Origin of the sequence: Streptomyces sp. NBC_01439, from assembly GCF_036227605.1 — a bacterium.
Lineage (GTDB): Bacteria > Actinomycetota > Actinomycetes > Streptomycetales > Streptomycetaceae > Streptomyces.
Map to the genome: position 1 here is coordinate 6521188 of NZ_CP109487.1, position 22082 is coordinate 6543269.

Sequence of the window (22082 nt, forward strand, 5' to 3'; positions counted from 1 at the left end):
AACGTGACAGAAACAGCAGCTCTCACCGACCGCTGGGTGGCCGTGACCCGCGCCTGTGCGCAGATCAACCAGGCCGCCGAGCGCGTGCTGGCCGAGCGCCACGGCCTGTGCGCCAGCGCCTTCGAGATCATGGACGTGATGGCGCGCGCCGACGACTGGATCCGGGCGGGGGAGCTCAGTTCCCGCGCGTCCCGCAGCCAGCCCCAGGTCTCGCGCCTGGTGGCCCAGATGGTCGGTGCGGGCTATGTCGAGCGAAAGCCGTGCTCCAGCGACCGGCGGGGGTTCGACGTCCGGCTCACGGCGTCCGGCCGGGAGCTCTTCTCGCAGTCCGTCGTCACCATGGAGGCGGTGCTGAGCGAGGTGGCCGAAACCAGCGCAGAGGTGCGGGACGTCATGGGGCTGACCGCCGACCGCTGACTGTTGGCACTGGCGGCTGGCTGTTGGTGCTGGCCGATGGTCGTTGAGCTCTAGTCGTTGTCCGCTGAGCGTGGGTCGCCGACTGCTGGCCGGCGCTCGTGCGTCGGGCCGTGCGCCGGCCTCGTTGGTTTTCCCCCGGGGCCCTACCGCCCGCGCGGCCCGCTCAGGGGCGGGTCGTGCGGCCCGGTCGGCTCGTGATGTTCGTGGGGCCGAGGCGCGCGCCGCACCGGTCGCAGAGCTGGTGGGTGTCGGGACCGCCGCCGCAGCCCGTGTGTTCGATGACCACCGGAGGCCCGTCCACCTCCGGGTAGTAGCGGTCGCCCCACTGCATCAGGTGGTTCAGGGCGGGCCACAGGGCCAGGCCCTTCGCCGTCAGGACGTAGTCGAAGCGTTCCGGCCGGGTCTGGTACGGACGTCGCTCCAGCACGCCCTCGGCCTCCAGTCGGCGCAGCCGGTCGGTCAGGACGCTGCGGGTGATGCCGAGTTCGCCCTGGAGCGCGTCGAAGCGCCGGTGGCCCTGCATGACGCTGCGCACGATCAGCAGCGACCAGCGTTCGCCGATCACCTCGAGGGCGCGGGCGATGGAACACACCTGGGTCTCGTAATCGCGGGCGAGCATGGGTCGAGCATACCTAGTGGGTCGCGTGAAGCGACTCTCCTGGGCTAGGGTCGATCGAGTTAGTTGCTTCATCAGACTCACTGCAAGGGGAGCAGCATGTCCGCGTACCTGTCCGACTCGGCGCAGACCTCGTACGTCCAGGGCCCGACCACCCGCTTCGCCTACCGCCGGTTCGGCACCGGCCGCGGGGTGCCGCTGGTGCTGGCCCTGCGGTTCCGCGGGACCGTCGACCACTGGGACCCCGCCTTCCTGGAGGTCCTGGCGGCCGCGCGGGACGTCATCGTCTTCGACAACGCCGGCTGCGGCCTCTCCTCGGGCCGGACCCCGGACACCATCGCCGCGATGGCCGAGGGGGCCGTCGAGTTCATCGAGGCGCTGGGTCTGCCGCGGGTGGACCTGCTGGGCTGGTCGATGGGGGGCGCGGTCGTGCAGGCCGTCGCACTGCGGCGCCCGGAGCTCGTCCGGCGGCTCGTCGTGGCCGCGAGCGGCCCTGGTGGCGTTCCCGACACCCCGGCGGCGCCGGACCGGGTGTGGGAGGTCGCGGGGAAGCCCGTCAACGACGACGAGGACTTCCTCTACCTCTTCTTCCCCGACACCCCGGCCGCGCGCGCCGCCGGTCTGGCCTCGCTGCGCCGCCTCGACACCCGGCTCGGCGCATCCGCAGCCACCGTGCGCCCCGAGGGCGTCGGCGCGCAGGCCGCCGCGCTCGGCCGGTGGGGACGGGGGGAGGGCGCCGCTTGGGAGCGGCTCGGGGAGATCGCACACCCGGTGCTAGCGGCGGCCGGGGCCCACGACGTCATGGTCCACGCGTACGCCACGTACGCCATGTCCCAGCGGCTGGCGGACTCGAAGGTCGTCATCTACGGGGACGCCGGACACGGCTTCCTGTTCCAGCACCCCGAGGAGTTCGGGGGCGAGGTCCTCCGCTTCCTGGCGGAGTGAGTCGGGGGTCCGCCGCGACCCGGCTCCGGAGCGGCGGCTTCAGGCCTTTTCCGGAGACGTCAGGTCGATCAGGCGGCACACCGTTTCGATGTCGATCTTGACCTGGGCGATCGACGCGCGGCCGGAAAGCCACGTGATCAGCGCCGAGTGCCAGGTGTGCTCGATGACCCGGACCGCCGACAGCTGCTCCGCCGTCGGCGGCTTCTCCAGGCCCATCGCGTCCAGGATGATCGCCGTGGTCAGTCGGGACACCGTGTCCACCTCGGGGCTCACGCTCCGGTCCGCGAACGTCAGTGCCCGCACCATCGCGTCGGCCAGCTGCGGCTCCCGCTGGAGGGCGCGGAAGGCCCGCATCAGGGTCTCCGCGACCCGCGTCGCGGGATCGTCCCCGGCCGGCGGGCGCTTGCGCAGCGTGGTGTGCATGTGCTGGAGCTGGTCCTGCATGGTGGCGACCAACAGGTGCACCTTGGAGGGGAAGTAGCGGTAGAGCGTGCCCAGGGCGACGCCCGCCGCCTCCGCGACCTCGCGCATCTGGACGGCGTCGAATCCGCCCCTGCTGGCCAGCTGGGCGCTGGCGTGCAGAATCCGGCGGCGGCGGGCCTCCTGGCGCTCCGTCAGGGGAGGCGACGCCGATGTGGTGACGGCCTTCACTTCCGCTGTCATGGCTCCCGTTCCGTGTCGTTCCGTGTCGTTGCGCGGGCTGAATCCGGGCTGGTCCGCGGCCAGCATGGCAGGCGCCGGAGCCGTGGCGCGAATCACCTGCTCCGCCTCTTACGGTGTAGTTTCCGGCCGGTAGATTCAATGGTCTTCGACGGATCAAGTCTGAAACTTGTTCTACATTATCCGAGCGGTTACGCTCCGGCGAAAGTTGCAGGGAGAAGGGGGCCGAGAGTGACCGCTGAGGCCATGGTGACGAGCCCTTTCGCGGGTTCCGCCGCCGACGGCGACCGCCCGCTGCGCATCGCACTCCTCACCTATAAGGGGAACCCGTTCTGCGGCGGCCAGGGCGTCTACGTCCGCCACCTCGCGCGCGAACTCGTCCAACTGGGGCACGCCGTCGAGGTCATCGGCGCGCAGCCCTACCCCGTGCTCGACACCGGCGCCACGCTCACCGAGCTCCCGAGCCTGGACCTGTACCGCAGCCCGGATCCCTTCCGCACGCCGGCGCGCGACGAGTACCGGGACTGGATCGACGCCGTCGAGGTCGCCACCATGTGGACCGGCGGCTTCCCCGAGCCCCTGACCTTCTCGCTGCGCGCCCGCCGCCACCTGGCCGCGCGCGCAGGTGACTTCGACGTCATCCACGACAACCAGACGCTCGGGTACGGCCTCCTCGCCGACCTCGGCGCCCCGCTGGTCACCACGATCCACCACCCCATCACCGTCGACCGCCAGCTCGACCTCGACGCCGCGCAGGGCCGGCTGAAGCGGGCCTCCGTGCGCCGCTGGTACGGCTTCACCCGCATGCAGGGCCGCGTCGCCCGCCGACTGCCGTCCGTGCTCACCGTCTCCGGGTCCTCCAAGCAGGAGATCGCCCAGCACCTGGGCGTCCGGGACGAGCGCATCCACGTCGTGCACATCGGCGCCGACACCGACCTGTGGTCGCCGGACCCGTCCGTCGCCGAGGTGCCCGGCCGCATCGTCACCACCTCCAGCGCCGACGTGCCGCTCAAGGGGCTCGTGTACCTCGTCGAGGCGCTCGCCAAGCTGCGCACCGAGCAGCCGCAGGCGCACCTCGTCGTCGTCGGCAAGCGCGCCGAGCAGGGCCCCGTCGCCCGCGCCATCGAGACGTACGGCCTCCAGGACGCGGTCCGCTTCGTCAAGGGCATCACCGACGCCGAGCTCGTCGACCTCTACCGCAGCGCCCAGATCGCCTGCGTGCCCTCCCTCTACGAAGGCTTCTCGCTCCCGGCCGCCGAAGCCATGGCCACCGGCACCCCGCTCGTCGCCACCACCGGCGGCGCGATCCCCGAGGTCGCCGGACCCGACGGCGAGACCTGCCTCGCGGTGCCCCCGGGCGACGCGGGCGCGCTGGCCGGCGCACTGGGCCGGGTGCTGGGCGATCCGGAGCTGCGGGCCCGCCTCGGCGCCGCCGGGCGCGAACGGGTCCTGACCCGGTTCACCTGGGCCGCGGCCGCCCGCGGTACCGTCGCGCACTACCGCGCCGCCATCGAGCAGGCCGCCGCCGCCCCTACCCGCCGGGCGCGCTGACCTCCTGCCCCCTCTGCTTCCTCCGCTTCCTCCCCATCCCCGAACAACCCCCGCGACCGCGAAGGCAGGACCCCGTGCTGACCGTCGATTTCTCCCGGTTCCCGCTCGCCGCAGGCGACCGCGTACTCGACCTGGGCTGCGGCGCAGGCCGGCACGCCTTCGAGTGCTACCGGAGAGGCGCCCAGGTGGTCGCCGTCGACCGCAACGGCGAGGAGATCCGCGAGGTCGCCAAGTGGTTCGCAGCGATGAAGGAGGCCGGTGAGGCCCCCGCCGGGGCCACCGCCACCGCCATGGAGGGCGACGCGCTCGCCCTGCCCTTCCCCGACGACTCCTTCGACGTCGTCATCATCTCCGAGGTGATGGAGCACATCCCCGACGACAAGGGCGTGCTCGCCGAGATGGTCCGCGTGCTCAAGCCCGGCGGGCGCATCGCCATCACCGTGCCGCGCTACGGCCCCGAGAAGATCTGCTGGGCGCTCTCCGACGCCTACCACGAGGTCGAAGGCGGCCACATCCGCATTTACAAGGCGGACGAGCTGCTCGGCAAGATGAAGGCCGCGGGCCTCAAGCCGTACGGCACCCACCACGCGCACGGGCTGCACTCCCCGTACTGGTGGCTCAAGTGCGCCTTCGGCGTCGACAACGACAAGGCACTGCCCGTCAAGGCGTACCACAAGCTCCTGGTCTGGGACATCATGAAGAAGCCGCTGGCCACGCGGCTCGCCGAGCAGGCCCTGAACCCGCTCATAGGAAAGAGCTTCGTGGCGTACGCGACCAAGCCCCACCTCCCCGTCAGCGCGGCCCAGTGAGCTCGCCGGGGCGCACCGAACACCTGGTCCTGGACGGCGTGCTGACGGCCGAGGAAGCCGCCCTGACGGTGGCGGGGATCCTCGCCGCGCAGCGCGCCGACGGCGCCATACCGTGGTTCCGCGGGCACCACCTCGACCCGTGGGACCACACCGAGGCCGCGATGGCGCTCGACGCGGCCGGCGAGCACGAGGCGGCGGAGCGCGCCTACGCGTGGCTGGCCCGGCACCAGAACCAGGACGGTTCCTGGTACGCGGCCTACGCCGACCGGCCGGACGGCGTGGACACCGCGGAGCCGCAGGACGCGAGCCGCGAGAGCAACTTCACCGCGTACATAGCCGTCGGCGTGTGGCACCACTACCTCTCCACCGGCGACGACACCTTCCTCGACCGCATGTGGCCGGCCGTCTACGCGGCCGTGGAGTGCGTCCTGACGCTCCAGCAGCCCGGCGGCGAGATCGGCTGGAAGCGGGAGGCGGACGGCACGGCCGTCACCGACGCCCTCCTCACCGGCTCCTCCTCCATCCACCAGGCGCTGCGCTGCGCGCTGGCCATCGCCGAGCACCGCGAGGAACCGCAGCCCGACTGGGAGCTCGCGGCGGGCGCGCTGCGGCACGCCATCCGGCGGCACCCGGAGCGGTTCCTCGACAAGAACCACTACTCGATGGACTGGTACTACCCGGTCCTCGGCGGGGCCCTGACCGGCTCGGAGGCCAAAGCGCGCATCGACGGGCGCTGGGACGAGTTCGTGGTCCCGGACCTGGGCGTGCGCTGCGTGCTGCCCAACCCGTGGGTGACGGGCGGCGAGTCCTGCGAGCTGGCGCTCGCGCTGTGGGCGACGGGCGAGTCGGACCGGGCGCTGGAGATCCTGCGCTCGATCACCCACCTGCGCGCCGACAACGGCATGTACTGGACGGGGTACGTGTTCCAGGACGAGGCCGTCTGGCCGGTGGAGCAGACCACCTGGACGGCCGGGTCGCTGCTGCTCGCCGTCGCGGCGCTCGGCGGGGACGAGGCCACCACCGAGGTGTTCGGCGGGACCTCGCTCCCGTCCGGGCTGGAGCCGGACTGCTGCGGGTGACCTGGCGGTCGGCTCAGCGGCGGTAGAGCCAGCCGGCCACGGCGTGGCCGATGAGGAGGTAGGCCACGGCGGCGATGCCGTAGCCGACCACGACCTGGACCCATGCGCGGCCGAAGGTGAACAGGTCGTAGGACCAGGCCGCGAGCCAGGAGGCGACGTCGTGGACGAGGTCGACCAGGGCGTTGCCCTGGTTGGCCTCCAGCAGGAAGAGCAGGATCCAGAGTCCGATGACGAAGGCGAGCACGTCCGCCACCAGTGCGACGGCGCGGCCTGCCTGACTGCTTCCCCGGGTGCGTACTCGTGTGTGAGTGCTCATGCGGCGCGTGTTGCCGCCTTGACGGGTCGTAAACCCGAACGGGTCCTCCCGGCTGGTGGAGCCGGGGGACCGGGGCGAGGCTGCGGGAGACGCCTCATTCCCGGAGGAAACCGTGCCCGTACCCACGACCGTCCGATTCCGCCGCGCCCTCGCCGCCGTGGTGCTGTCCACCGCGCTGATGGTCGGTGCCACCGCATGCGGCAGTAGCGGCAACGGCCCGCGCGAGGAGCTCTCCGCCGCGTCGATGGGGGAGCTGGCCGCGCTCGCGGCGGCGGAGCCCGCCGCCGTCGAGGCCGACGAACTGGCCGCCCCGACGCCGTCGCCCAGCACCTCCGCGGAGAAGCAGAAGTTCGCCAAGACGCGCTTCGTCGCCAACGCGGGCCTCGCGGCCGGTGCGACGTACCAGTGGATCGTCAAGCCGTACCGCGCGGGCAAGTTCAAGAAGGGCGCCAAGGGCCGGACCTTCGCACTGATCAAGGCGGGCCTCGCGGGCGCGTTCGCGTACAACCGGCTCAAGGCGGCGGCCGACAACGCCAAGGGCGACCCGCTGCTGGCGAAGGCGGTGGCCCCGCTCACGGCGGGCATCGAGTCCCTGAAGGGCCTCGGCAGCAAGCTGCGCAAGGGGCAGGCGGGTGACGGTGACATCGACGCCTTCGACAGTGTCATCAACAGTGTGAAGGAAGCGGGCCAGAGTGCGGGTGCGACGGTGACGGACAAGGTCCCGAGCGTGTCCCAGCTGGGCGGCTAGCCCTTGCCCTGGCCGGGCCGTTGCCCTGGCCGGGCCGTTGCCCTGGCCGGGCCGTTGCCCTGGCCGGGCCGTTGCCCTGGCCGGGCCGTTGCCCTGGCCGGGCCGTTGCCCTGGCCGGGCGGTGCGGTCCCGTTCTGGGTGCGGGCCGGTGGCCGCGCCTCAATCGCCGGCGGGGCTGGGTTTGGCTTCGGGTGGGGCGGTGCCCCTCCGGGGGCTCTCCTCGGCTCGCGCCAGGCGGCCGTGGTCCTGCCGTTCGGCCTGGGTTGCGCGCTCGTCCTGCGGGGAGCCCCCGGAGTGTCCCCGCCCCACGGCCCGGTGTGAGGCGGCCGGGGTGGGGGTGTGGGGACGGTGGGGGGTGTCCCCGCAGGACGAGCGCGCAACCGCCGGGTACGGCCGAGATGGCCCGTCAGGCGCGAGCCGAGGAGACACCCCCCGGCGGCCCCGCATTCCCACCCCCCGGTCCCGACCCCGCCCAGGGGGCCAAACCCAGCCCCGCCGGCGTTTGAGGCGCAACCACCGGCCCGCACCAGCCCGGCCCGGCCCGGCCAGGGCAACGGCAGGCACCGGGCCGCACCCGGAGGGGACCCGCACCGCCCGGCCAGGGCAACGGCAACCACCGGCCCGCACCAGCCAGGCCTGGCCAGGGGACTGGTTGAATGGGTGGGTGATCGAGATCGTGGGGGTCGTCGCCGGCGGCGTGGTGGCCGGGTGGCTGCTGCGGCGCAAGCACCGTGCGCGGGTGGCCGCCGGGCCCGCGGCCGGGATTCCCTGCATGGGCAGGACACCGGCCGGTGAGGGCCGCTGGCGGGTGGGCCGCGTGTACGCGGACCAGGGCGCGGCCCGGTGGGTTCCGCGGCGCGGGGAGTCCGTGGCGCTGCCCGGCGGGCGGGCCACCGGGATCCGGGTCCCGTCCGTGAAGGAGGGGATCTCCATCAATCCCGGCTCGCGGATCGTCACCTGTTCCTATGACGGCGGCGGGAGCATCGAGATCGCCGTCATGCCGTTCGACGTGCGGGAGCTGCTGGAGGCCGTACCGCAGGCCGAGTCCTGACGGCCGCGCTCAGCCGTTGAGCTCCGCCAGGACGCGCAGGGTGTGGGGGTCCGGGGCCGTCAGGAGGAGGTCGGTGACCGGGCCCTTGCGCCAGAGGTCCAGGCGTTCCGCGATCCGTTCCCGGGGGCCGATGAGCGAGATCTCGTCGGCGAAGGCGTCCGGTACGGCCAGGACCGCCTCCTCCTTGCGGCCCGCGAGGAACAGCTCCTGGATGCGGCGGGCCTCCTCCTCGTAGCCCATGCGGGCCATCAGGTCGGCGTGGAAGTTGCGGGCCGCGTGGCCCATGCCGCCGATGTAGAAGCCGAGCATCGCCTTGACCGGGAGCAGTCCCTCCGCGACGTCGTCACAGACCTTGGCGCGGGCCATCGGCGCGATCATGAAGCCCTCGGGGAGGTCGGTGAGGGAGGCCCGGTAGACGTCGGTGCGGGTCGGGGACCAGTACAGGGGGAGCCAGCCGTCTGCGATCCGGGTGGTCTGGGCGATGTTCTTCGGGCCCTCCGCGCCGAGCAGCACCGGCAGGTCCGCCCGCAGCGGGTGGGTGATGGGCTTCAGGGGTTTGCCGATTCCGGTGGCGTCGGCGCCCCGGTACGGGTGGCCGTGGAAGCGGCCGTCGAGCTCCACCGGGGCCTCGCGGCGCAGTACCTGGCGGATGACGTCCACGTACTCGCGGGTGGCGGTGAGCGGTGAGGAGGGGAAGGGGCGCCCGTACCAGCCCTCGACGACCTGCGGTCCGGACAGGCCGAGGCCGAGCATCATCCGGCCGCCGGAGAGGTGGTCCAGGGTCAGGGCGTGCATGGCCGTGGCGGTCGGGGTGCGGGCGGCCATCTGCGCGATGGCCGTGCCGAGGCGGATCCGCGAGGTGTGCGCGGCGATCCAGGTCAGCGGGGTGAAGGCGTCGGAGCCCCAGGCTTCGGCGGTCCACACCGAGTGGTAGCCGAGGTTCTCGGCCTCGGTGGCGAGGTCGAGGTGGGCGGGGGAGGGGCCGCGGCCCCAGTAGCCGAGTGCGAGTCCGAGGCGCATGTACGGTCCCTCCAGAATCTGACAAGGCGTCAGGTGACTGTAGGGCAACGGCCCCCCGCCCGGAAGGGCGGGGGGCCGTCGGTGCGGGTCCGGGCGGCGGTCAGCCGCGCTGGATGCCCGAGGTGTCGTTCAGCACGCCGCGGCGGCCGTCCTGGGTCTGGGCGATCAGGGTGGCCGCGCCACGCTGCTCGACGGCCAGGTACCAGGTGCCCGGGGCGAGTTCCGCGATCGGGGTCGGGGAGCCGTCCTCCGCGTACAGCGGGCGGGCCACCGGCACCGCGAACCAGAACGGCGTGAAGTCCGCCGCCGGGGCCGGGGCCGGGGTGTGCTGGGAGTCCTGCGGACCGGGACCCGGGGTCGGGTTCGGCGTGCCGCCGTACGGCGGGACCGGCTGCGGCGTGGAACCGTACGGGGTCTGCTGCGCGCCGGGGTAGCCGTACCCGGCACCCGGCTGGGGCTGGCCCGGCTGGCCGCCGTACGGCGGGACGGCGGCGGGACGCGGCTCCGGAACGAGCTGGCCGGCGAGCGCCGGGATCTTCGCGCCGGCGACGGCCACGCCGGCCAGGGCCAGCGTGCCCAGGAAGGCGAGGATGGAGCCCGCGCCCAGGTCGAGCACGTCCGGGCAGGCGATGAGCGCCCACAGCGACGACCAGGCGGCGGAGACGGCGAGCACGGTGCCCCACGCCGTCAGCGGCAGGCCGGCCAGCTTGCGCTCCGGCTGGAAGCGGGACGCGATCAGCAGGCCGGCGGCGATGAAGGCGAGCAGGAAGATGCTGGGGAGCGCCAGGTAGTTGGAGTCGAGGTCCCACACGCTCGGCCGGTCGATACCGGTCGCGGAGTAGAAATCGAGGAACGAGGCGATGAACAGCAGCGCCGCTGCTCCGATCACCACGCCGTCGCCTCGAGTGAGGGAGCGGATGTTCACGTCTTAGGTGTCCTTCTCGGTCTCGGTCGTCGTCTCGTGGTGCCGCGGTCGCAGAACGTGCCTGCAGCAGGGCGGGCGGCACCATGGTACGGAGGTTTCCCACGGCCGAGATGATCGGGGCGGCGGGTGGTCCCGCCGGACTCCCGAGGGGTACTACCCGCCGAGGAATCCGACGATGCCGTCCGCGATGCCCTGAGCCGCCTTCTGCCGCCACTCCGGACTCGTCAGTTGCGCCGCGTCCTTGGCGTCACGCATGTTGCCGCATTCGATGAACACCTTGGGCTGGGTTGACAGGTTCAGTCCGCCGAGGTCGTCACGGACGACCAAACCGGTACCGCTGCCCAGGTAGTTGGCGGGCGCGGAGCCGGTGGTGCGGGCGAAGTTCCCGGCGATCCGCTCGCCCAGCTCCCGGGACGGTCCGACGATCTTCGCGGTGTCCGCGGCGCCGCCCTTGACCTTGGCCGGGAGGATGACGTGGAAGCCCCGGTTGCCCGCCGAGACCCCGTCGGCGTGGACGGACACGACGGCGTCGGCCTTCGCCTCGTTGCCGATGCGGGCGCGCTCGGTGATGCAGGGCCCCCACGGGCGGTCGGCCTGGTGGGTGAGGACCACCTTGGCCCCCTGGGCCTCAAGGGCGGTCCGCAGGCGCCGGGAGACGTCGAGGGTGAAGTCGGCCTCCTTGTAACCTGCGTTCGTGGTGGTGCCGGTCGTGTCGCACTCCTTGCGGCCCGTGCCGATGTCGACCTGCTGGTCGATCTCGTCGGTGTGCTCGAAGTTCCCGGCGTTGTGACCGGGGTCGACGACCACGGTCTTGCCGGCGAGCGGGCCCCTGGCGGGTGCGGGTGCGGCCGCGGTGGTGCTCTGACTGGCGCTGGGGCTCGTGCTCGCGCTGGTACTTGCGCTCGCGCCCTCGGCGGGCGCGGAGCCCGGCTTCGAGTCCCGCTGGCCCGGCGACAGGGTCGAGTGCGAGGCGGACGGCGGCGTCGAGCGGGACGGTCCGTCGGACCCCGTCCCGGCGAACGCCTGGGTCAGGACCCAGCCCGCCAGAGTGGCCGGGGCGAGCGCGGCAACCCCGACGACGAGCGTGGCGCGTCGGGTGAACCAGGACCGGTCCGGGTCGATGGAGGAGCCGGACTCGGGGGGCGGGGGGCTGTTGTCGTTGCGCACGCCGCGATGCTAGACCCGCCTCCCGCCGCTCGTCCGGACCGTAGGCCATCCGAAGGCGTGGTGCGATGGTATGCCCGGCGTTCATAGGGGCGGATCAGGTCCGGCGTTCACGCCCGCGCGCCGAGCGCACCCACTCCCACGCCGTGTGCCCCACGAGAGCCAGGGCGGCGAGGACGGCGATCACACGGATCGTGCTCCAGGTCATTTCGACGAATCTTCCCGCGGTGGCCGCTTCCACTTCCAGCCGGGTAGACGTTTCGAAGTAGACGATGAGCGGAACGAGGAGGCGGAACGGAAGCCCGCCGATTCCGGGGATCCGCGCCAGATTTCCGAACAGGCCCAGCGGGGCGCCGAATAAGAAAGCGGCAATTCCCCAGAACAGGATTCCCGACGAGACGCCGTCCCCGACCGTCCCGTCGGCCGTCATCCCGATGGGCGCGACGGGACTCAGCCATTTGAGCAGGTAGTAGACGACCACACCGACGGCCAATGCCGAAGACGCCAGACAGGCGGACTCCACCTTCGATTTCCTGGTGTACCCGACGAGGAAGGCGAAACACGCCCACGACCATCCTCCGGAGAACACGATGTTCACCACGTGAAAGATCGGGCCGTCGAGTTTGCCGGCGAGGGCGCCGAGGGCGCCGATCAGCGCACCCGCTCCGAGAGTCAAAAATGCGGACATGGTGCGAGTGCGCAGAACATTCACGTCATGCTCCCCTGTCTGCGGGTCACCGGTAGAAGAGATCTGAAGGGCTCCGAAGGGAGCGACCTAGAAAGGCGGCCAGTCGGATCCCGGAGGCGGGGCGGGAGAGACCCTGTTGTCGTTCCGCATGTCGAGGGGCCAGCGCTCGTCGATGACCGCAACGGCCTCCTTGCACGCCTCACAGGCATTCGGCCACTTGGCCACGAACGGGTACGGCGAGGCGTCGAGGCCCTCGTGGGCAATGCCGCACAGCGTCGCACCGACGCCATCGGCGGAGTACGCGTACGCCGCGTCGTACGCGTGGGCGACGTCCTCCGGGAGCTGCGGGGATTCCGCCCGCCCCCACGATATGTAGCCGTACTGCGGTCGCGAGACTTCGCGCGGGTCGTATCCGAATTCGGTCCAGGCGTAGCACCAGGGGCAGAACCAGCGTTCCTTCACCTTCATGTCCCACCGCGTCGGCGGTTCATTCACCGGTATTCGGCGCATCTCATGGTCGCAGACATCACAGATCACACCGCATAGTGCCTCGTTGCGCGCGGTGCCGGGAAGTCCGGGTCCGGCAAGAGCCGGAAGACAAGGCTTAGATGCCGGCGCCCGTGCGCCGCAGGACGCGCAGCGAGTCGGTGACGGAGATCTCCTCGAAGGCGCCCGAGGCAAGGGCCCGCAGGTAGATCCGGTACGGGGCCTGGCCGCCGTCTGCCGGGTCCGGGAAGACGTCGTGGATGACGAGCGTGCCGCCCTCCGCGACGTGCGGGGCCCAGCCCTCGTAGTCGCCGCTCGCGTGCTCGTCCGTGTGGCCGCCGTCAATGAAGACGAAGCCGAGCTTGCCGCCCCAGGCCGCCGCGACCTGCGGGGACCGGCCGACGATCGCGATCACGTGGTCCTCCAGCCCGGCCTTGTGCAGGGTCCGGCGGAAGGTCGGCAGGGTGTCCATCAGCCCGACCTCCGGGTCCACGACCGTCGGGTCGTGGTACTCCCAGCCCGGCTGCTGCTCCTCGCTGCCCCGGTGGTGGTCGACGGTGATCGCCGGCACGCCGGCCTCGCGCGCGGCGTCGGCCAGCAGGATGGTGGAGCGGCCGCAGTACGTGCCGACCTCCAGCAGCGGCAGCCCGAGCGCCCCGGCGGCCGTGGCCGCCTCGTACAGGGCGAGGCCCTCGCGTACGGGCATGAACCCCTTGGCGGCCTCGAAGGCGGCGAGGGTCTCCGGCTTGGGGGTGGCCATGGTTCCTCCGGCGGTGATCGTGTGTGGCGGCCCATGGTGCCCTACCCGCTGGTAGGACGCTACGGCCGGGGGTGCGCTCGTACGCCGCCCGGTCAGCGGCCGAACAGCCGGGACAGGCCGCTCGTCCCGCCGCCCGTTCCCTCCGCCCGCCGCTGCTCCCGTACGGCACGCCGGAAGTCGGCCCGGGTGTCGGAGACCTCGTCGGCCAGGTCCTGCATGCCCGGGAGGAAGGGGAGCCGGCGCAGCAACGGGTTCAGGTGCGCCAGGGCGGCCGCCGGATCGCCCGCCTCACCGATGGCGCGGAGCACCCGGTGGGCCACTTCCGGATTGCCCCGCTCGGCGAGCTCGGCGAGGTCGGGGAAGAGCCGCCAGTACAGGAGCGCGGCGCCGGCGACGTCACCGACCAGCCAGGCGTCGTGGGCCAGCCTGCGCCGCACGTCCAGCAGGACGGGACTGTCGGCGGTCAGGGCCCATTCCAGGTCGGGCAGCAGCGGCCCCAGCCAGGCGCGCTCGCTCAGCGCGCGCTCCCGGCTGCGCGCGTCCCACTGGGCGTCGCGGGGGTGGGCGCCCCGGTGCATGGCCGACGCCAGGTGGTAGCGGGCGGTCAGCGTGACCAGGTCGTGCGAGCCGAGCACCCGCGTCGCCTGCTCGATGATCTCGCGCAGCTCCTGCTCGCTCCGGCGGCCGTCCCCCGAACCGAAGGCAGCCGCCTCGCCGACCCAGGCGGCGCGCCCGGTGATCGTGTCCGGGTGCTCCAGGCCCAGGACCCGCACCATGCGCGGCAGCAGGCGTTCCAGATCGGTCGTCCTGGACCGCCCCGGGAGCCGCATCACGCGGTGGTAGGCGGCCCGCACGGTCAGGGCGTCCTGCGGGCCGAGCTCCTCGGTCAGGTCGTCGGTCAGCATGCGCAGCCGCTCCACGACGTCGGCCGGTTCGTCCTCCAGCAGCTGCGTCAGCCTGCGCTCCAGCAGCGCGCGGACCGGATCGCCGACCGCGGTGTGCACGGTGGGGGCGTACGACGGCGGGGGCGGGAAGGCTGCTGCCGGTGCCGCCGGCGCGGGTGCGGGGGCCCGGGCCTGGCTGCGGGCGATTTCCGCCAGCCGCCGGGACACCTCGGCCGCGTCCGCGGGCCGGTCCGCCGGGTCCTTCGCGAGCAGCTCCCGTACGAGGGAGTCCAGCTCGGCGGGCAGCTCCGCGCGCAGCGAACTCGGCGCGGGCGGCGCGGTCGTGAGGTGCTGGGCGAGCAGCTCGTGCATCTCGCGCGCGGCGAAGGGGCGGGTGCCGGTCAGCAGTTCCATCAGCACGCAGCCCAGGGCATAGAGGTCGGCTCGTCCGTCGACGGGCACGCCGTTCGCCCCGCCGGTCCACCGCTCGGGAGCCATGTACGGGAAGGAGCCGATGACCATGCCGGTGGCCGTCAGCCCCGTCGTGGTGGTGACGGCGCCGCTCCCGCCCCCTGCCTTGGCGATGCCGAAGTCGAGCACCTTCGTCACCCCGCCGTCGGTGACCATCACGTTGGCCGGCTTGACGTCCCGGTGGACGATCCCGGCGGCGTGGGCCGCCCCCAGCGCGTCCGCGATGCGCCCGGCCCACTCCAGGGCGTCCGCGAGCTCCGGTACGCCGTCTTCCAGTACGTCGGCCAGGCTGCGGCCCCGGAGCAGCTCCATGACGAGGTAGACGGCGTCGCGGCCCTCGCGCTCGGTGCGGCCGAAGTCGTGGATGATGGCGATGTTGGGGTGCGCGAGGTTCCCGGCGAGGCTGGCCTCCCGCTCGAAGCGGCGGGTGTCCTCCGGCGTCTGCGGATAGCCGATCTTGACCGCGACCTGGCGGCCCACCCGGCTGTCCTCGGCCCGCCACACCTCGCCGAAGCCGCCCCGGCCGAGCAACTCGGCCAGCGCGTAACGGCCTTCGATCACTTCCCGCACCTGCCAGGCCCCCGTCACCACAAGATCAGTTCGGCAGAGCATTATCGCCGTATGTGAGTGGAGCGGCTGCCGACTGCTTCTGACCGACCGTGACCGAGTGTGTGATTCCCGACACCGGAGCGCATCCGGCTGATTACGCTCGGCGACAGGGCGAAACGAACGCCGAACGCACAGCGTGAACTTGGGGGTGACCACCTCATGGTCAAGATCCGCGAGCTCGATCCCAGCGCCTCGCCGCTGGACTACTACGGGTACGAACTGCGGCGCCTGAGGGAGCAGGCGGGCCTGAAGCAGGCGCAGTTGGGCGAGATCATCTTCTGCACCGGGTCCCTGATCGGCCAGATCGAGACGACGAAACGCGTCCCGACCCGGGACTTCTCCGAGCGGGTGGACGCGGCGCTCAATACCGGCGGGGTGTTCTCGCGGCTGATCGGGCTCGTGCTGCGCAGCCAACTGCCCACGTGGTTCCAGCCGTACGCGGAGATGGAGGCCCGGGCCTCGTACATCTCCACCTTCCAGGCGCAGTTGGTCTACGGGCTGCTGCAGACGCCCGCCTACGCGCGGGCCGTGCTCGGCGCGCGGACCGAGGGGGACCTGGACGGGAAGGTGGCCGCGCGGATGGATCGGCAGCGGATCCTCGACCGCGAAGACCCGCCACTGATCTGGGTGGTGCTGAGCGAGGCCGCACTGCACCAGGAGATCGGTGGCCGCGAGGTCATGCGGAATCAACTCGCCCACTTGCTGGCCCTCCAGAGGAGGGAGTGGGTGAAGGTGCAGATCCTGCCCTTCGAGGCGGGCGCCCACGCGGGGGTGATGGGCTCGTTCAACCTCCTGCGGTTCGACGACGACCCCGACATTGCCTACACCGAGGACTTCGTGCAGGGCCATATGACGGCCAATCCGCAAGCTCTCAAGGAAGGTTCGCTCCGATACGATCATTTGCAGGCATCCGCCCTGTCCCTGGAGGGCTCGGCGGCACGGATCGCCCGCGTAATGGAGGAGCGTTATGGACACCATCCGGAACCTGACGGGCGCGCAGTGGCGTAAGTCCTCGTACAGCGGTACCACCGGCGGCGACTGCGTCGAGTGCGCGCCGCTCGGTGACACCGGCTGGCTCAAGGCCTCGTACAGCGGGGACACCGGCGGTGATTGTGTCGAGATCGCCGCTCAGCCCTGCCGCGTCGCCGTCCGGGACTCCAAGAACCCGGAGGGTCCCGTCTTCACCGTCCACCCGGCGGCGTTCGAAGCCTTCGTGAAGTCCCTCTCGGTATGATCCGCTCCCTGACGACGGGGAGGGAGTCGGGGGGACATGGAGCGGGTAGGACCGGCCGGTCCGACGCACGTGGGGCCGTTCAAGGTGGCCGGCGTGCTCGGGCAAGGGGGCATGGGACGGGTACTGCTGTGCGCGGGGCCTGACGGGCGGCTCGTCGCCGTCAAGCAGGTGCTCGCGCACTTCGCCGACGACGAGGGCTTCCGGGCCCGCTTCCGGCGCGAGGTCGCGGCCTCGCGCAAGGTCTCCGGGGCCTATACGGCGGCCGTCATGGACGCCGACCCGGACGCGCCGACACCCTGGCTCGCCTCGGTGTTCGTGTCCGGGCCCTCGCTCGGGGACGTGGTCAAGGCGGACGGCGCGCTGAAGGAAGCCGTCGTCCACCGGATCGCGGCGGGGCTCGCGTCGGCGCTCGCGGAGATCCACCGGGCGGGGCTGATCCACCGGGACCTCAAGCCCGACAACGTGCTCCTGACCGAGGACGGGGTGCGCGTCATCGACCTCGGCATCGCGCGGGCCACCGAGGGCGAGGTCGAGGGCGACACCGGGCTGACGCGCACCGGCTGGGTGATCGGTTCGCCGTCCTTCATGTCCCCCGAGCAGGCCGAGAGCAAGCCGCTGACCCCGGCGAGCGACGTGTTCTCGCTCGGATCGATGCTGGTCATGGCGTTCACCGGCAGCAGCCCCTTCGCCGGGGCCTCCACCCTCCGGACGCTCTACGACGTGGTGCACGCGACCCCCGACCTGAGTGCGGTACCCGACGGGCTGCGCGGGATCGTGGAGCGCTGCCTGGCCAAGGACCCGGCCGACCGGCCCACCCCGGCGGAGCTGCTGGAACTCCTTGGGCCGGTCGCTCCGGCAGGCCTGCAGTGGCCGCCCGCCGTGTACCGGATGCTGGCCGCGCAACGGGCCGACATCGACCGGTTGTTGTCCGGTGACACGGCGGACGTGGAGGTGCCGCCGGAGCCGGAGCGGGTTCCGGCGCCCGATGCGGTGGTGGAGCGGGCGGCCGAGGTCGCGGAGCCCGTCCCGCCGACCGAGCCGGCTTCGGCACCGACGCCCCGGAGGCGGTCGCGGGCGGTGGCCCTGGTGGCCGCCGGGGTGCTGGTGACGACGGGCATCGGCGTGACCGCGTACACCCTGGACCGGCGCTCGGCGGAGGGCTCCGGTCCCGCGGCCTACACCGACGTACCGGCCTGCCAGAAGGCCACCCAGGACCTCCCCCTGACCGGGCGGGACGCCAAGGAAGACTCCCACAGCGCGGGCAGGACCGAGGTGCGTACGACCTGCACCTGGTCCGACGCGCTGGCCGGCCGGCGGACCGCGCTGGTCCGGTGGGACGTCAAGCGGGGCGGTGAGGACAGCGCCAACGCGAAGCTCCAGCAGGCCGGTTTCGCCGCGAGCGCGGCCGGCGGGAAGCGGGCGAACAACCTCGGGTTCGGCGACGGGGCGTACTGGGAGTCCCCCGGCACCACCGAGTGGACCTGTGCGCTCTCCGTCCGGCACGGCAACCTGGTCGTCTGGGTCGGCCTGTACCAGCCCGGGGGCTGTGAGCAGAAGGCCAAGGAGATCGCCAAGGCCGCACTGAAGCCCGTACCGGTCAAGTCCGGCTGAGACCCGTCCCGGTCCCGCACCCGCTGACCGTGATGCGGGCGGACGACCGGCGGCTCGGATCTGAGGCGCCGGCCTCGGAGGATGACGGTGGTCTCCCCCACGCGGGGGAGGCCGCCGTCCCGCTCTCGTTCCACAGGGCCGTCCGAGTAGGCCGCGCAGGCTGATGAAGCCGATCGGGCGGCGCATGACGATGTGTGGCATGAGCATTCAATCGAGCGACTCGACGGTCATCTCCGCGGCGGCGCCGCCCCGCTGGGCCGTCTGCGCCGCGCACCTGACGACATGGGTGGTCCTGCCGAGCGGACTGTGGCGCATCGCGCTGGTGCTCGGGTACCCCGCCGGTTACACCGACGTCGGCTTCGAGAGCTTCCATACGATCGGCGCGAAGGTGTGGATGCTGTCACTCAGCGTCCTCTGCGAGCTCGCGGCGTTCCTCACGATCGGTCTGGTACGGCCGTGGGGCGAGGTCGTGCCCCGCTGGATACCGCTGATCGGAGGGCGAAGAGTCCGCCCCATGGCCGCCGTGGTCCCCGCCGCCCTCGGCGCGGCGGTCCTGACCGCACTCTGGGCCTTCACCCCGTGGTGGTGGGCCTTTCCGCACGACGACATGACGCCCACCGGAAGCCTCGTGGTCGGCATCCTGTACCTGCCGCTGTTCCTCTGGGGCCCGCTCCTCGCCGCCGTCACCGTCTCCTACCACCGCCGCCATCGCACCCGCGCCGCCCGGCGGTGATCCGGTGACCGACTCGGTCAGCCGGAGTCGGCCCCGGTGCGGGACGCTGGCGCTCCCTCAATTTCCGGCGGCACGGTCGAGTTCAGCGACCGGGAACGGGGTCCGCTTGCTTTCGGACAGCAGCCGGTGGTGGAACCCGTCCAGGACCACGGTGGCCCGGGCATGCCGTTCGACGACCGCCGCGATCTCGGGCGGGACGCCAGCGGGCCTTCGCCCTTCGGTCCACCCCCGCAGGAACGCGTCCGTAGGCGTATCGCCCCGGAGGCTATCGACGAGGTGGTGGTGGATCAGATGGCTCGCCGTGTAGTGGCGGTCGTAGGCGAGATGGTCCGAGAGGAACTGCTCCTCAACCGCGGAGAGCTCGAAACCCGAGCTCAGGGCCAGCCCGAAGTCCGCGAAGTAGATCAGCCGGCCGTCGGTCAGGAGGTTGCGGAAGTGGGCATCGAAGTGCACGAGCCCGCGGGACCTTATGAACGCGGTTCCCTGCGCCAAGCCGTCCTCCACCCACGAGTACGGGACGTCACCGCCGGGCCCCGCGGCCTCCCGACGCCCGTGCAGCCACGCGCCGAGCGTCTGCGGCACGTACTCCAGGAAGAGCACCAGGCTGCGGGAGGACCGGCCGATGGCCTCCAGCCGCTCGCGCACGGCAGGTGAGCCGTCCCAGTGCGCGACCGCCCCGTCGATGCCCCCGAACTCGTCCACGAAGCCCTCGGGAGGGGAGTCGGGCAACACGCGCCAGTGGTACATCAGTGGAAAGCCCGCGTGCTCCCCGCCCAGGACCCAGTTGGTGGTCATGGTGTGTACGGCCAGTTCCCGCCAAGCGCCGAAGCCGGCCGAGCCCACGCCGTACTGGTAGAACATCGGCAGGCCGAAGAGGTTCGCGGTTGACCGCACGTTCTCCGGCCGGGTCTCGACGTCCGTCAGCGGCACCCTCTTGACGAAGACCCGCGTCCCGTCGACGTTCAGCTCCGCGGACCTGCCGCCGATGCCGGACCCGACCGCGGAAGCAGCCGCCACGACGTCGCCGAGCCGCCGGTCGCTCAGCAGGGACAGGTGGGTGGACACGCTCCCGTAGGCGACGAGCCGCGTGCCGTGCAGGGGGTCGGGGTCGTGCATCGACAACTCCTCGGTGCCCCTAACCAGGGCCTCAGCGACCGTACGAACCCGATCTACCCTATCCGCCGGGGTCAGCCCGCCCCTCGTGAACGACCCCCTCTGGGGTGCGAGGTCGGGAAGGGTCACGCGGGTGGTACCAGGCGGGGGAAGTGGATGGCGAGGAAGTCACGCATGATCTGCAGGGCCTGCGCCGGGGGTACCTCGGCGCTCGGATCGGCGGGGAGCCCCTCGATGCGGAGGTCGTGATGCTCCGCGAAGCTGCGGATCCCGTCAAAAGCCGCCCTGCCCAGGGTGGAGAGGCTCTTGCCCACGAGCAGGGCGTCCACGACGTACTGGGGCACGGGACGCGGGGTCGGCACGGGCCAGGTGCCCGGGTCCCTCGGGGTGTCGAGGGTGAAGACGTGGGAGATGGTCCGGGCGACGGCGTCGCGCGCGGTGAACGGGGCGCCGAGGTCCCACCGCTCGCGCAGGGTCGCGATCAGCGAGGTGTGGCGGTGTTCCTCGTTGAACACCTGGCCTTCGGCCACCCAGGGGGAGACCACGACGGCCGGAACCCGGTAGCCCGAGCGGTCGGACGCGAAGCCGAGCTGTCCGGCCGGAGCGGACGGGTCGGGCGGCGGCACCGGGCCGGGGGGAACGTGGTCGTAGGTGCCGCCGGGTTAGTCCCAGCCGATCAGCAGGGTCGTGTTCCACACGTTCGACCCGGTCGGCGACCGCATCGCCCGGTAGGCGTCGTAGATCCGGGCCAGGAACGCCTCGCCGCCCAGGATCGAGGACGGCGGGTCGGCGCCGCCGATCACGATGCCGTGGCCGAGGACGCGCGAGAACGCCGGGTGGTAGTCCCCGTGCCCGAGCACCAGGCTCGGTTCGATGAACGAGAAGTCGGGCAGGTGGCCGTCGGCGACGTCGGTCTCGAACTCGGAGAACGGCACGAAGTGCGTGTCGAAGCGGTCCTTGAGCCGCGGGTAGTGGATCAGGCCGGTCATGGAGAACCGGTCCGGCTCGGCGACGTACACCTTCCACGTTCGACCGTGCCGCTCGAGCCTGTTGAAGATCGTCTCGGCGTCGTTCTCGAGCACCCAGTTCTTGACCGGCGAGTTCACCACGAACCCCGAGGCCGTCGCCGCGGTCCAGAACGACCGGTTGGTGAACGTCTGCGAGGGCACTTCGCTGAACCAGTTCGCCCGTGGCCGGGCCGACGGACGCCGCTCCGTCTCCCCACGTGTGGGCGGAGACGGTCGACCACCGTTCCGGGGCTCGCCCACCCGTCGGCGTGCCCCCACGCGCGCGCAGGTGCACGCCATCGACCCGGCCGGTCTACTGGCCGGCCGCCGCCTTCGCGGCGGACATGATTTTCTGTTTGGTGAGCAGCGGCCCCGCCAAAGCGGCCGAATTCGACTCGATCAGGAACTGCTGGTATTCGCTCTCGGCGTCGGACCATGCACCGATCAGGTTCACCTTCTGCTTGCACAGTACGTCGGCGAGTGCCACGTCCTTCTCGCGGGTTCCCGGGGTTTCGGCGCCGAATTCTTTGTCGTTGATCGCGGCGAGGGGGTCGGGGTAGGCGTGCCCGGACTCCCTCATGCAGTTCGACCACTGTGCGGTGGCTTTCATCACCGCGGGCGCCTTCTGCGACTTCTGGTAGCTTTCCACGTTGAGCTTTTGGGGAAGGTCCAAGGCGTCTTGCAGTTCGGCCTCGTGAAGTTCCCTCCGCGCCTCTCCGAAGCATCCGCCCTCCGGTACGGGCACGCCGTTGTACGTGGGCACCTCGCCCCTGACGAGCGGCATGATCGACGATGGGTAGTCTTCGGTCGGTTTTTTCACGTCTGGCACGTGATATCCGTGTTGTTTCGCGAGCTCCGCATCGGCCAGGCCGTAGCGCCGCTCGTTCGTTTCGATATCGGCGCTTCCCAGGGCTTTGGGGGTATATGGGGCACCCAATCCGGTGAGGCACCGCTGCATGAGGGAATCGCGCCCCCGGGCGAGAGTGCCCGCGTCGACCGTGGTCATGAGGTAGTCGTCCAGGGGCAGCTTGAGGGCCTTGCTGTCGGCGAGCTGGCTCGCCGCCGTCCGGCGCGGGGTTTCGCGGGGGCCGGCGGTGTCGGCCGAGCACGCGGACAGGAGCGGGAGCAGCAGCACCGCCATGCCGGCGCACGCTCTGGCGGACGGGGTGGTCGCGTTCACTGGAT

At 71.8% G+C, this 22082-nt stretch carries 23 protein-coding genes and 1 pseudogene; 11 read left to right on the forward strand and 13 right to left on the reverse strand.

Annotated elements, in window-relative coordinates; translation table 11 throughout:
• The first annotated feature begins 3 nt into the window (after positions 1 to 3).
• Positions 4 to 417, forward strand: coding sequence for a MarR family winged helix-turn-helix transcriptional regulator (locus OG207_RS29540; RefSeq protein WP_329102472.1), 414 nt, complete (start codon positions 4 to 6; stop codon positions 415 to 417).
• Positions 418 to 580: 163 nt separating this feature from the next.
• Here the strand turns inward: OG207_RS29540 and OG207_RS29545 are convergent, their stop codons facing one another.
• The gene (locus OG207_RS29545; RefSeq protein ID WP_329102474.1) at positions 581 to 1036 is read right to left on the reverse strand and encodes a winged helix-turn-helix transcriptional regulator; all 456 of its coding nucleotides are present in this window, start codon (positions 1034 to 1036) and stop codon (positions 581 to 583) included.
• A gap of 96 nt (positions 1037 to 1132) precedes the next feature.
• Between OG207_RS29545 and OG207_RS29550 the strand changes: the two genes are divergently transcribed.
• Positions 1133 to 1978: an alpha/beta fold hydrolase gene (locus OG207_RS29550; protein ID WP_329102475.1), complete on the forward strand. Its 846-nt coding sequence runs from the start codon at positions 1133 to 1135 to the stop codon at positions 1976 to 1978.
• A gap of 39 nt (positions 1979 to 2017) precedes the next feature.
• On the opposite strand, the gene OG207_RS29555 is transcribed toward OG207_RS29550, so the two are convergent.
• The gene (locus tag OG207_RS29555; RefSeq protein WP_329102477.1) at positions 2018 to 2641 is read right to left on the reverse strand and encodes a TetR family transcriptional regulator; all 624 of its coding nucleotides are present in this window, start codon (positions 2639 to 2641) and stop codon (positions 2018 to 2020) included.
• 228 nt (positions 2642 to 2869) lie between these two features.
• On the opposite strand from OG207_RS29555, the gene OG207_RS29560 reads away from it, so the two are divergent.
• The 3 genes from OG207_RS29560 to OG207_RS29570 all read left to right on the forward strand — a co-directional run bounded on the left by OG207_RS29560 (position 2870) and on the right by OG207_RS29570 (position 6077).
• Complete coding sequence (locus OG207_RS29560; RefSeq protein ID WP_329102478.1) at positions 2870 to 4189, forward strand: glycosyltransferase family 4 protein; 1320 nt, start codon at positions 2870 to 2872, stop codon at positions 4187 to 4189.
• A 74-nt stretch (positions 4190 to 4263) separates the two neighbouring features.
• The gene (locus tag OG207_RS29565; protein ID WP_329102479.1) at positions 4264 to 4998 is read left to right on the forward strand and encodes a class I SAM-dependent methyltransferase; all 735 of its coding nucleotides are present in this window, start codon (positions 4264 to 4266) and stop codon (positions 4996 to 4998) included.
• Positions 4995 to 6077 carry a prenyltransferase gene (locus OG207_RS29570; RefSeq protein ID WP_329102480.1) on the forward strand — a complete coding sequence of 361 codons (1083 nt, stop codon included), beginning with the start codon at positions 4995 to 4997 and terminating at the stop codon, positions 6075 to 6077. Before OG207_RS29565 ends, OG207_RS29570 begins: the two co-directional genes overlap by 4 nt.
• Positions 6078 to 6090: 13 nt before the next feature.
• On the opposite strand, the gene OG207_RS29575 is transcribed toward OG207_RS29570, so the two are convergent.
• Positions 6091 to 6393, reverse strand: a complete 303-nt coding sequence (locus tag OG207_RS29575; RefSeq protein WP_329102482.1) for a hypothetical protein — start codon at positions 6391 to 6393, stop codon at positions 6091 to 6093.
• Positions 6394 to 6571: 178 nt separating this feature from the next.
• Between OG207_RS29575 and OG207_RS29580 the strand changes: the two genes are divergently transcribed.
• Complete coding sequence (locus tag OG207_RS29580; RefSeq protein ID WP_329107972.1) at positions 6572 to 7141, forward strand: hypothetical protein; 570 nt, start codon at positions 6572 to 6574, stop codon at positions 7139 to 7141.
• Between the two features lie 664 nt (positions 7142 to 7805).
• The gene (locus tag OG207_RS29585) at positions 7806 to 8192 is read left to right on the forward strand and encodes a hypothetical protein (protein ID WP_329102484.1); all 387 of its coding nucleotides are present in this window, start codon (positions 7806 to 7808) and stop codon (positions 8190 to 8192) included.
• A 9-nt stretch (positions 8193 to 8201) separates the two neighbouring features.
• Here the strand turns inward: OG207_RS29585 and OG207_RS29590 are convergent, their stop codons facing one another.
• The 7 genes from OG207_RS29590 to OG207_RS29620 form a co-directional block, all read right to left on the reverse strand.
• Positions 8202 to 9212, reverse strand: a complete 1011-nt coding sequence (locus OG207_RS29590; protein ID WP_329102486.1) for an LLM class F420-dependent oxidoreductase — start codon at positions 9210 to 9212, stop codon at positions 8202 to 8204.
• A gap of 100 nt (positions 9213 to 9312) precedes the next feature.
• A complete protein-coding gene (locus OG207_RS29595; protein ID WP_329102488.1) occupies positions 9313 to 10137 on the reverse strand; it encodes a hypothetical protein in 825 nt (274 codons plus the stop codon).
• A 153-nt stretch (positions 10138 to 10290) separates the two neighbouring features.
• Entirely contained in the window at positions 10291 to 11304 is a 1014-nt protein-coding gene (locus tag OG207_RS29600; RefSeq protein WP_329102489.1) for an N-acetylmuramoyl-L-alanine amidase, read from the reverse strand.
• A gap of 94 nt (positions 11305 to 11398) precedes the next feature.
• Positions 11399 to 12013: a hypothetical protein gene (locus OG207_RS29605; protein ID WP_329102491.1), complete on the reverse strand. Its 615-nt coding sequence runs from the start codon at positions 12011 to 12013 to the stop codon at positions 11399 to 11401.
• Positions 12014 to 12076: 63 nt separating this feature from the next.
• Complete coding sequence (locus tag OG207_RS29610) at positions 12077 to 12457, reverse strand: hypothetical protein (protein ID WP_329102493.1); 381 nt, start codon at positions 12455 to 12457, stop codon at positions 12077 to 12079.
• Positions 12458 to 12593: 136 nt separating this feature from the next.
• Positions 12594 to 13235: a class I SAM-dependent methyltransferase gene (locus OG207_RS29615; RefSeq protein WP_329102495.1), complete on the reverse strand. Its 642-nt coding sequence runs from the start codon at positions 13233 to 13235 to the stop codon at positions 12594 to 12596.
• Positions 13236 to 13327: 92 nt separating this feature from the next.
• Positions 13328 to 15151 (reverse strand): serine/threonine-protein kinase, encoded by a 1824-nt coding sequence (locus OG207_RS29620; RefSeq protein WP_329102497.1) that lies wholly within the window; start codon positions 15149 to 15151, stop codon positions 13328 to 13330.
• Between the two features lie 207 nt (positions 15152 to 15358).
• Here OG207_RS29620 and OG207_RS29625 point away from each other — a divergent pair, with 207 nt between their 5' ends.
• The 4 genes from OG207_RS29625 (at position 15359) to OG207_RS29640 (ending at position 18777) form a co-directional block, all read left to right on the forward strand.
• On the forward strand, positions 15359 to 16207 hold the full coding sequence (locus OG207_RS29625) for a helix-turn-helix domain-containing protein (protein WP_329102499.1): 849 nt from the start codon (positions 15359 to 15361) through the stop codon (positions 16205 to 16207).
• Positions 16167 to 16433, forward strand: a complete 267-nt coding sequence (locus OG207_RS29630; protein WP_329102501.1) for a DUF397 domain-containing protein — start codon at positions 16167 to 16169, stop codon at positions 16431 to 16433. Before OG207_RS29625 ends, OG207_RS29630 begins: the two co-directional genes overlap by 41 nt.
• A 36-nt stretch (positions 16434 to 16469) precedes the next feature.
• Positions 16470 to 18044 (forward strand): serine/threonine-protein kinase, encoded by a 1575-nt coding sequence (locus OG207_RS29635; RefSeq protein ID WP_329102503.1) that lies wholly within the window; start codon positions 16470 to 16472, stop codon positions 18042 to 18044.
• A gap of 199 nt (positions 18045 to 18243) precedes the next feature.
• Positions 18244 to 18777, forward strand: a complete 534-nt coding sequence (locus OG207_RS29640) for a hypothetical protein (RefSeq protein WP_443072757.1) — start codon at positions 18244 to 18246, stop codon at positions 18775 to 18777.
• Positions 18778 to 18834: 57 nt separating this feature from the next.
• Here the strand turns inward: OG207_RS29640 and OG207_RS29645 are convergent, their stop codons facing one another.
• The 3 genes and pseudogenes from OG207_RS29645 to OG207_RS29655 form a co-directional block, all read right to left on the reverse strand.
• Entirely contained in the window at positions 18835 to 19893 is a 1059-nt protein-coding gene (locus tag OG207_RS29645) for a protein kinase family protein (protein ID WP_329102505.1), read from the reverse strand.
• Between the two features lie 122 nt (positions 19894 to 20015).
• Positions 20016 to 21197 (reverse strand): annotated as a pseudogene (locus tag OG207_RS29650) (alkaline phosphatase family protein).
• A gap of 13 nt (positions 21198 to 21210) precedes the next feature.
• On the reverse strand, positions 21211 to 22077 hold the full coding sequence (locus OG207_RS29655; protein ID WP_329102507.1) for a hypothetical protein: 867 nt from the start codon (positions 22075 to 22077) through the stop codon (positions 21211 to 21213).
• Positions 22078 to 22082 lie beyond the last annotated feature (5 nt).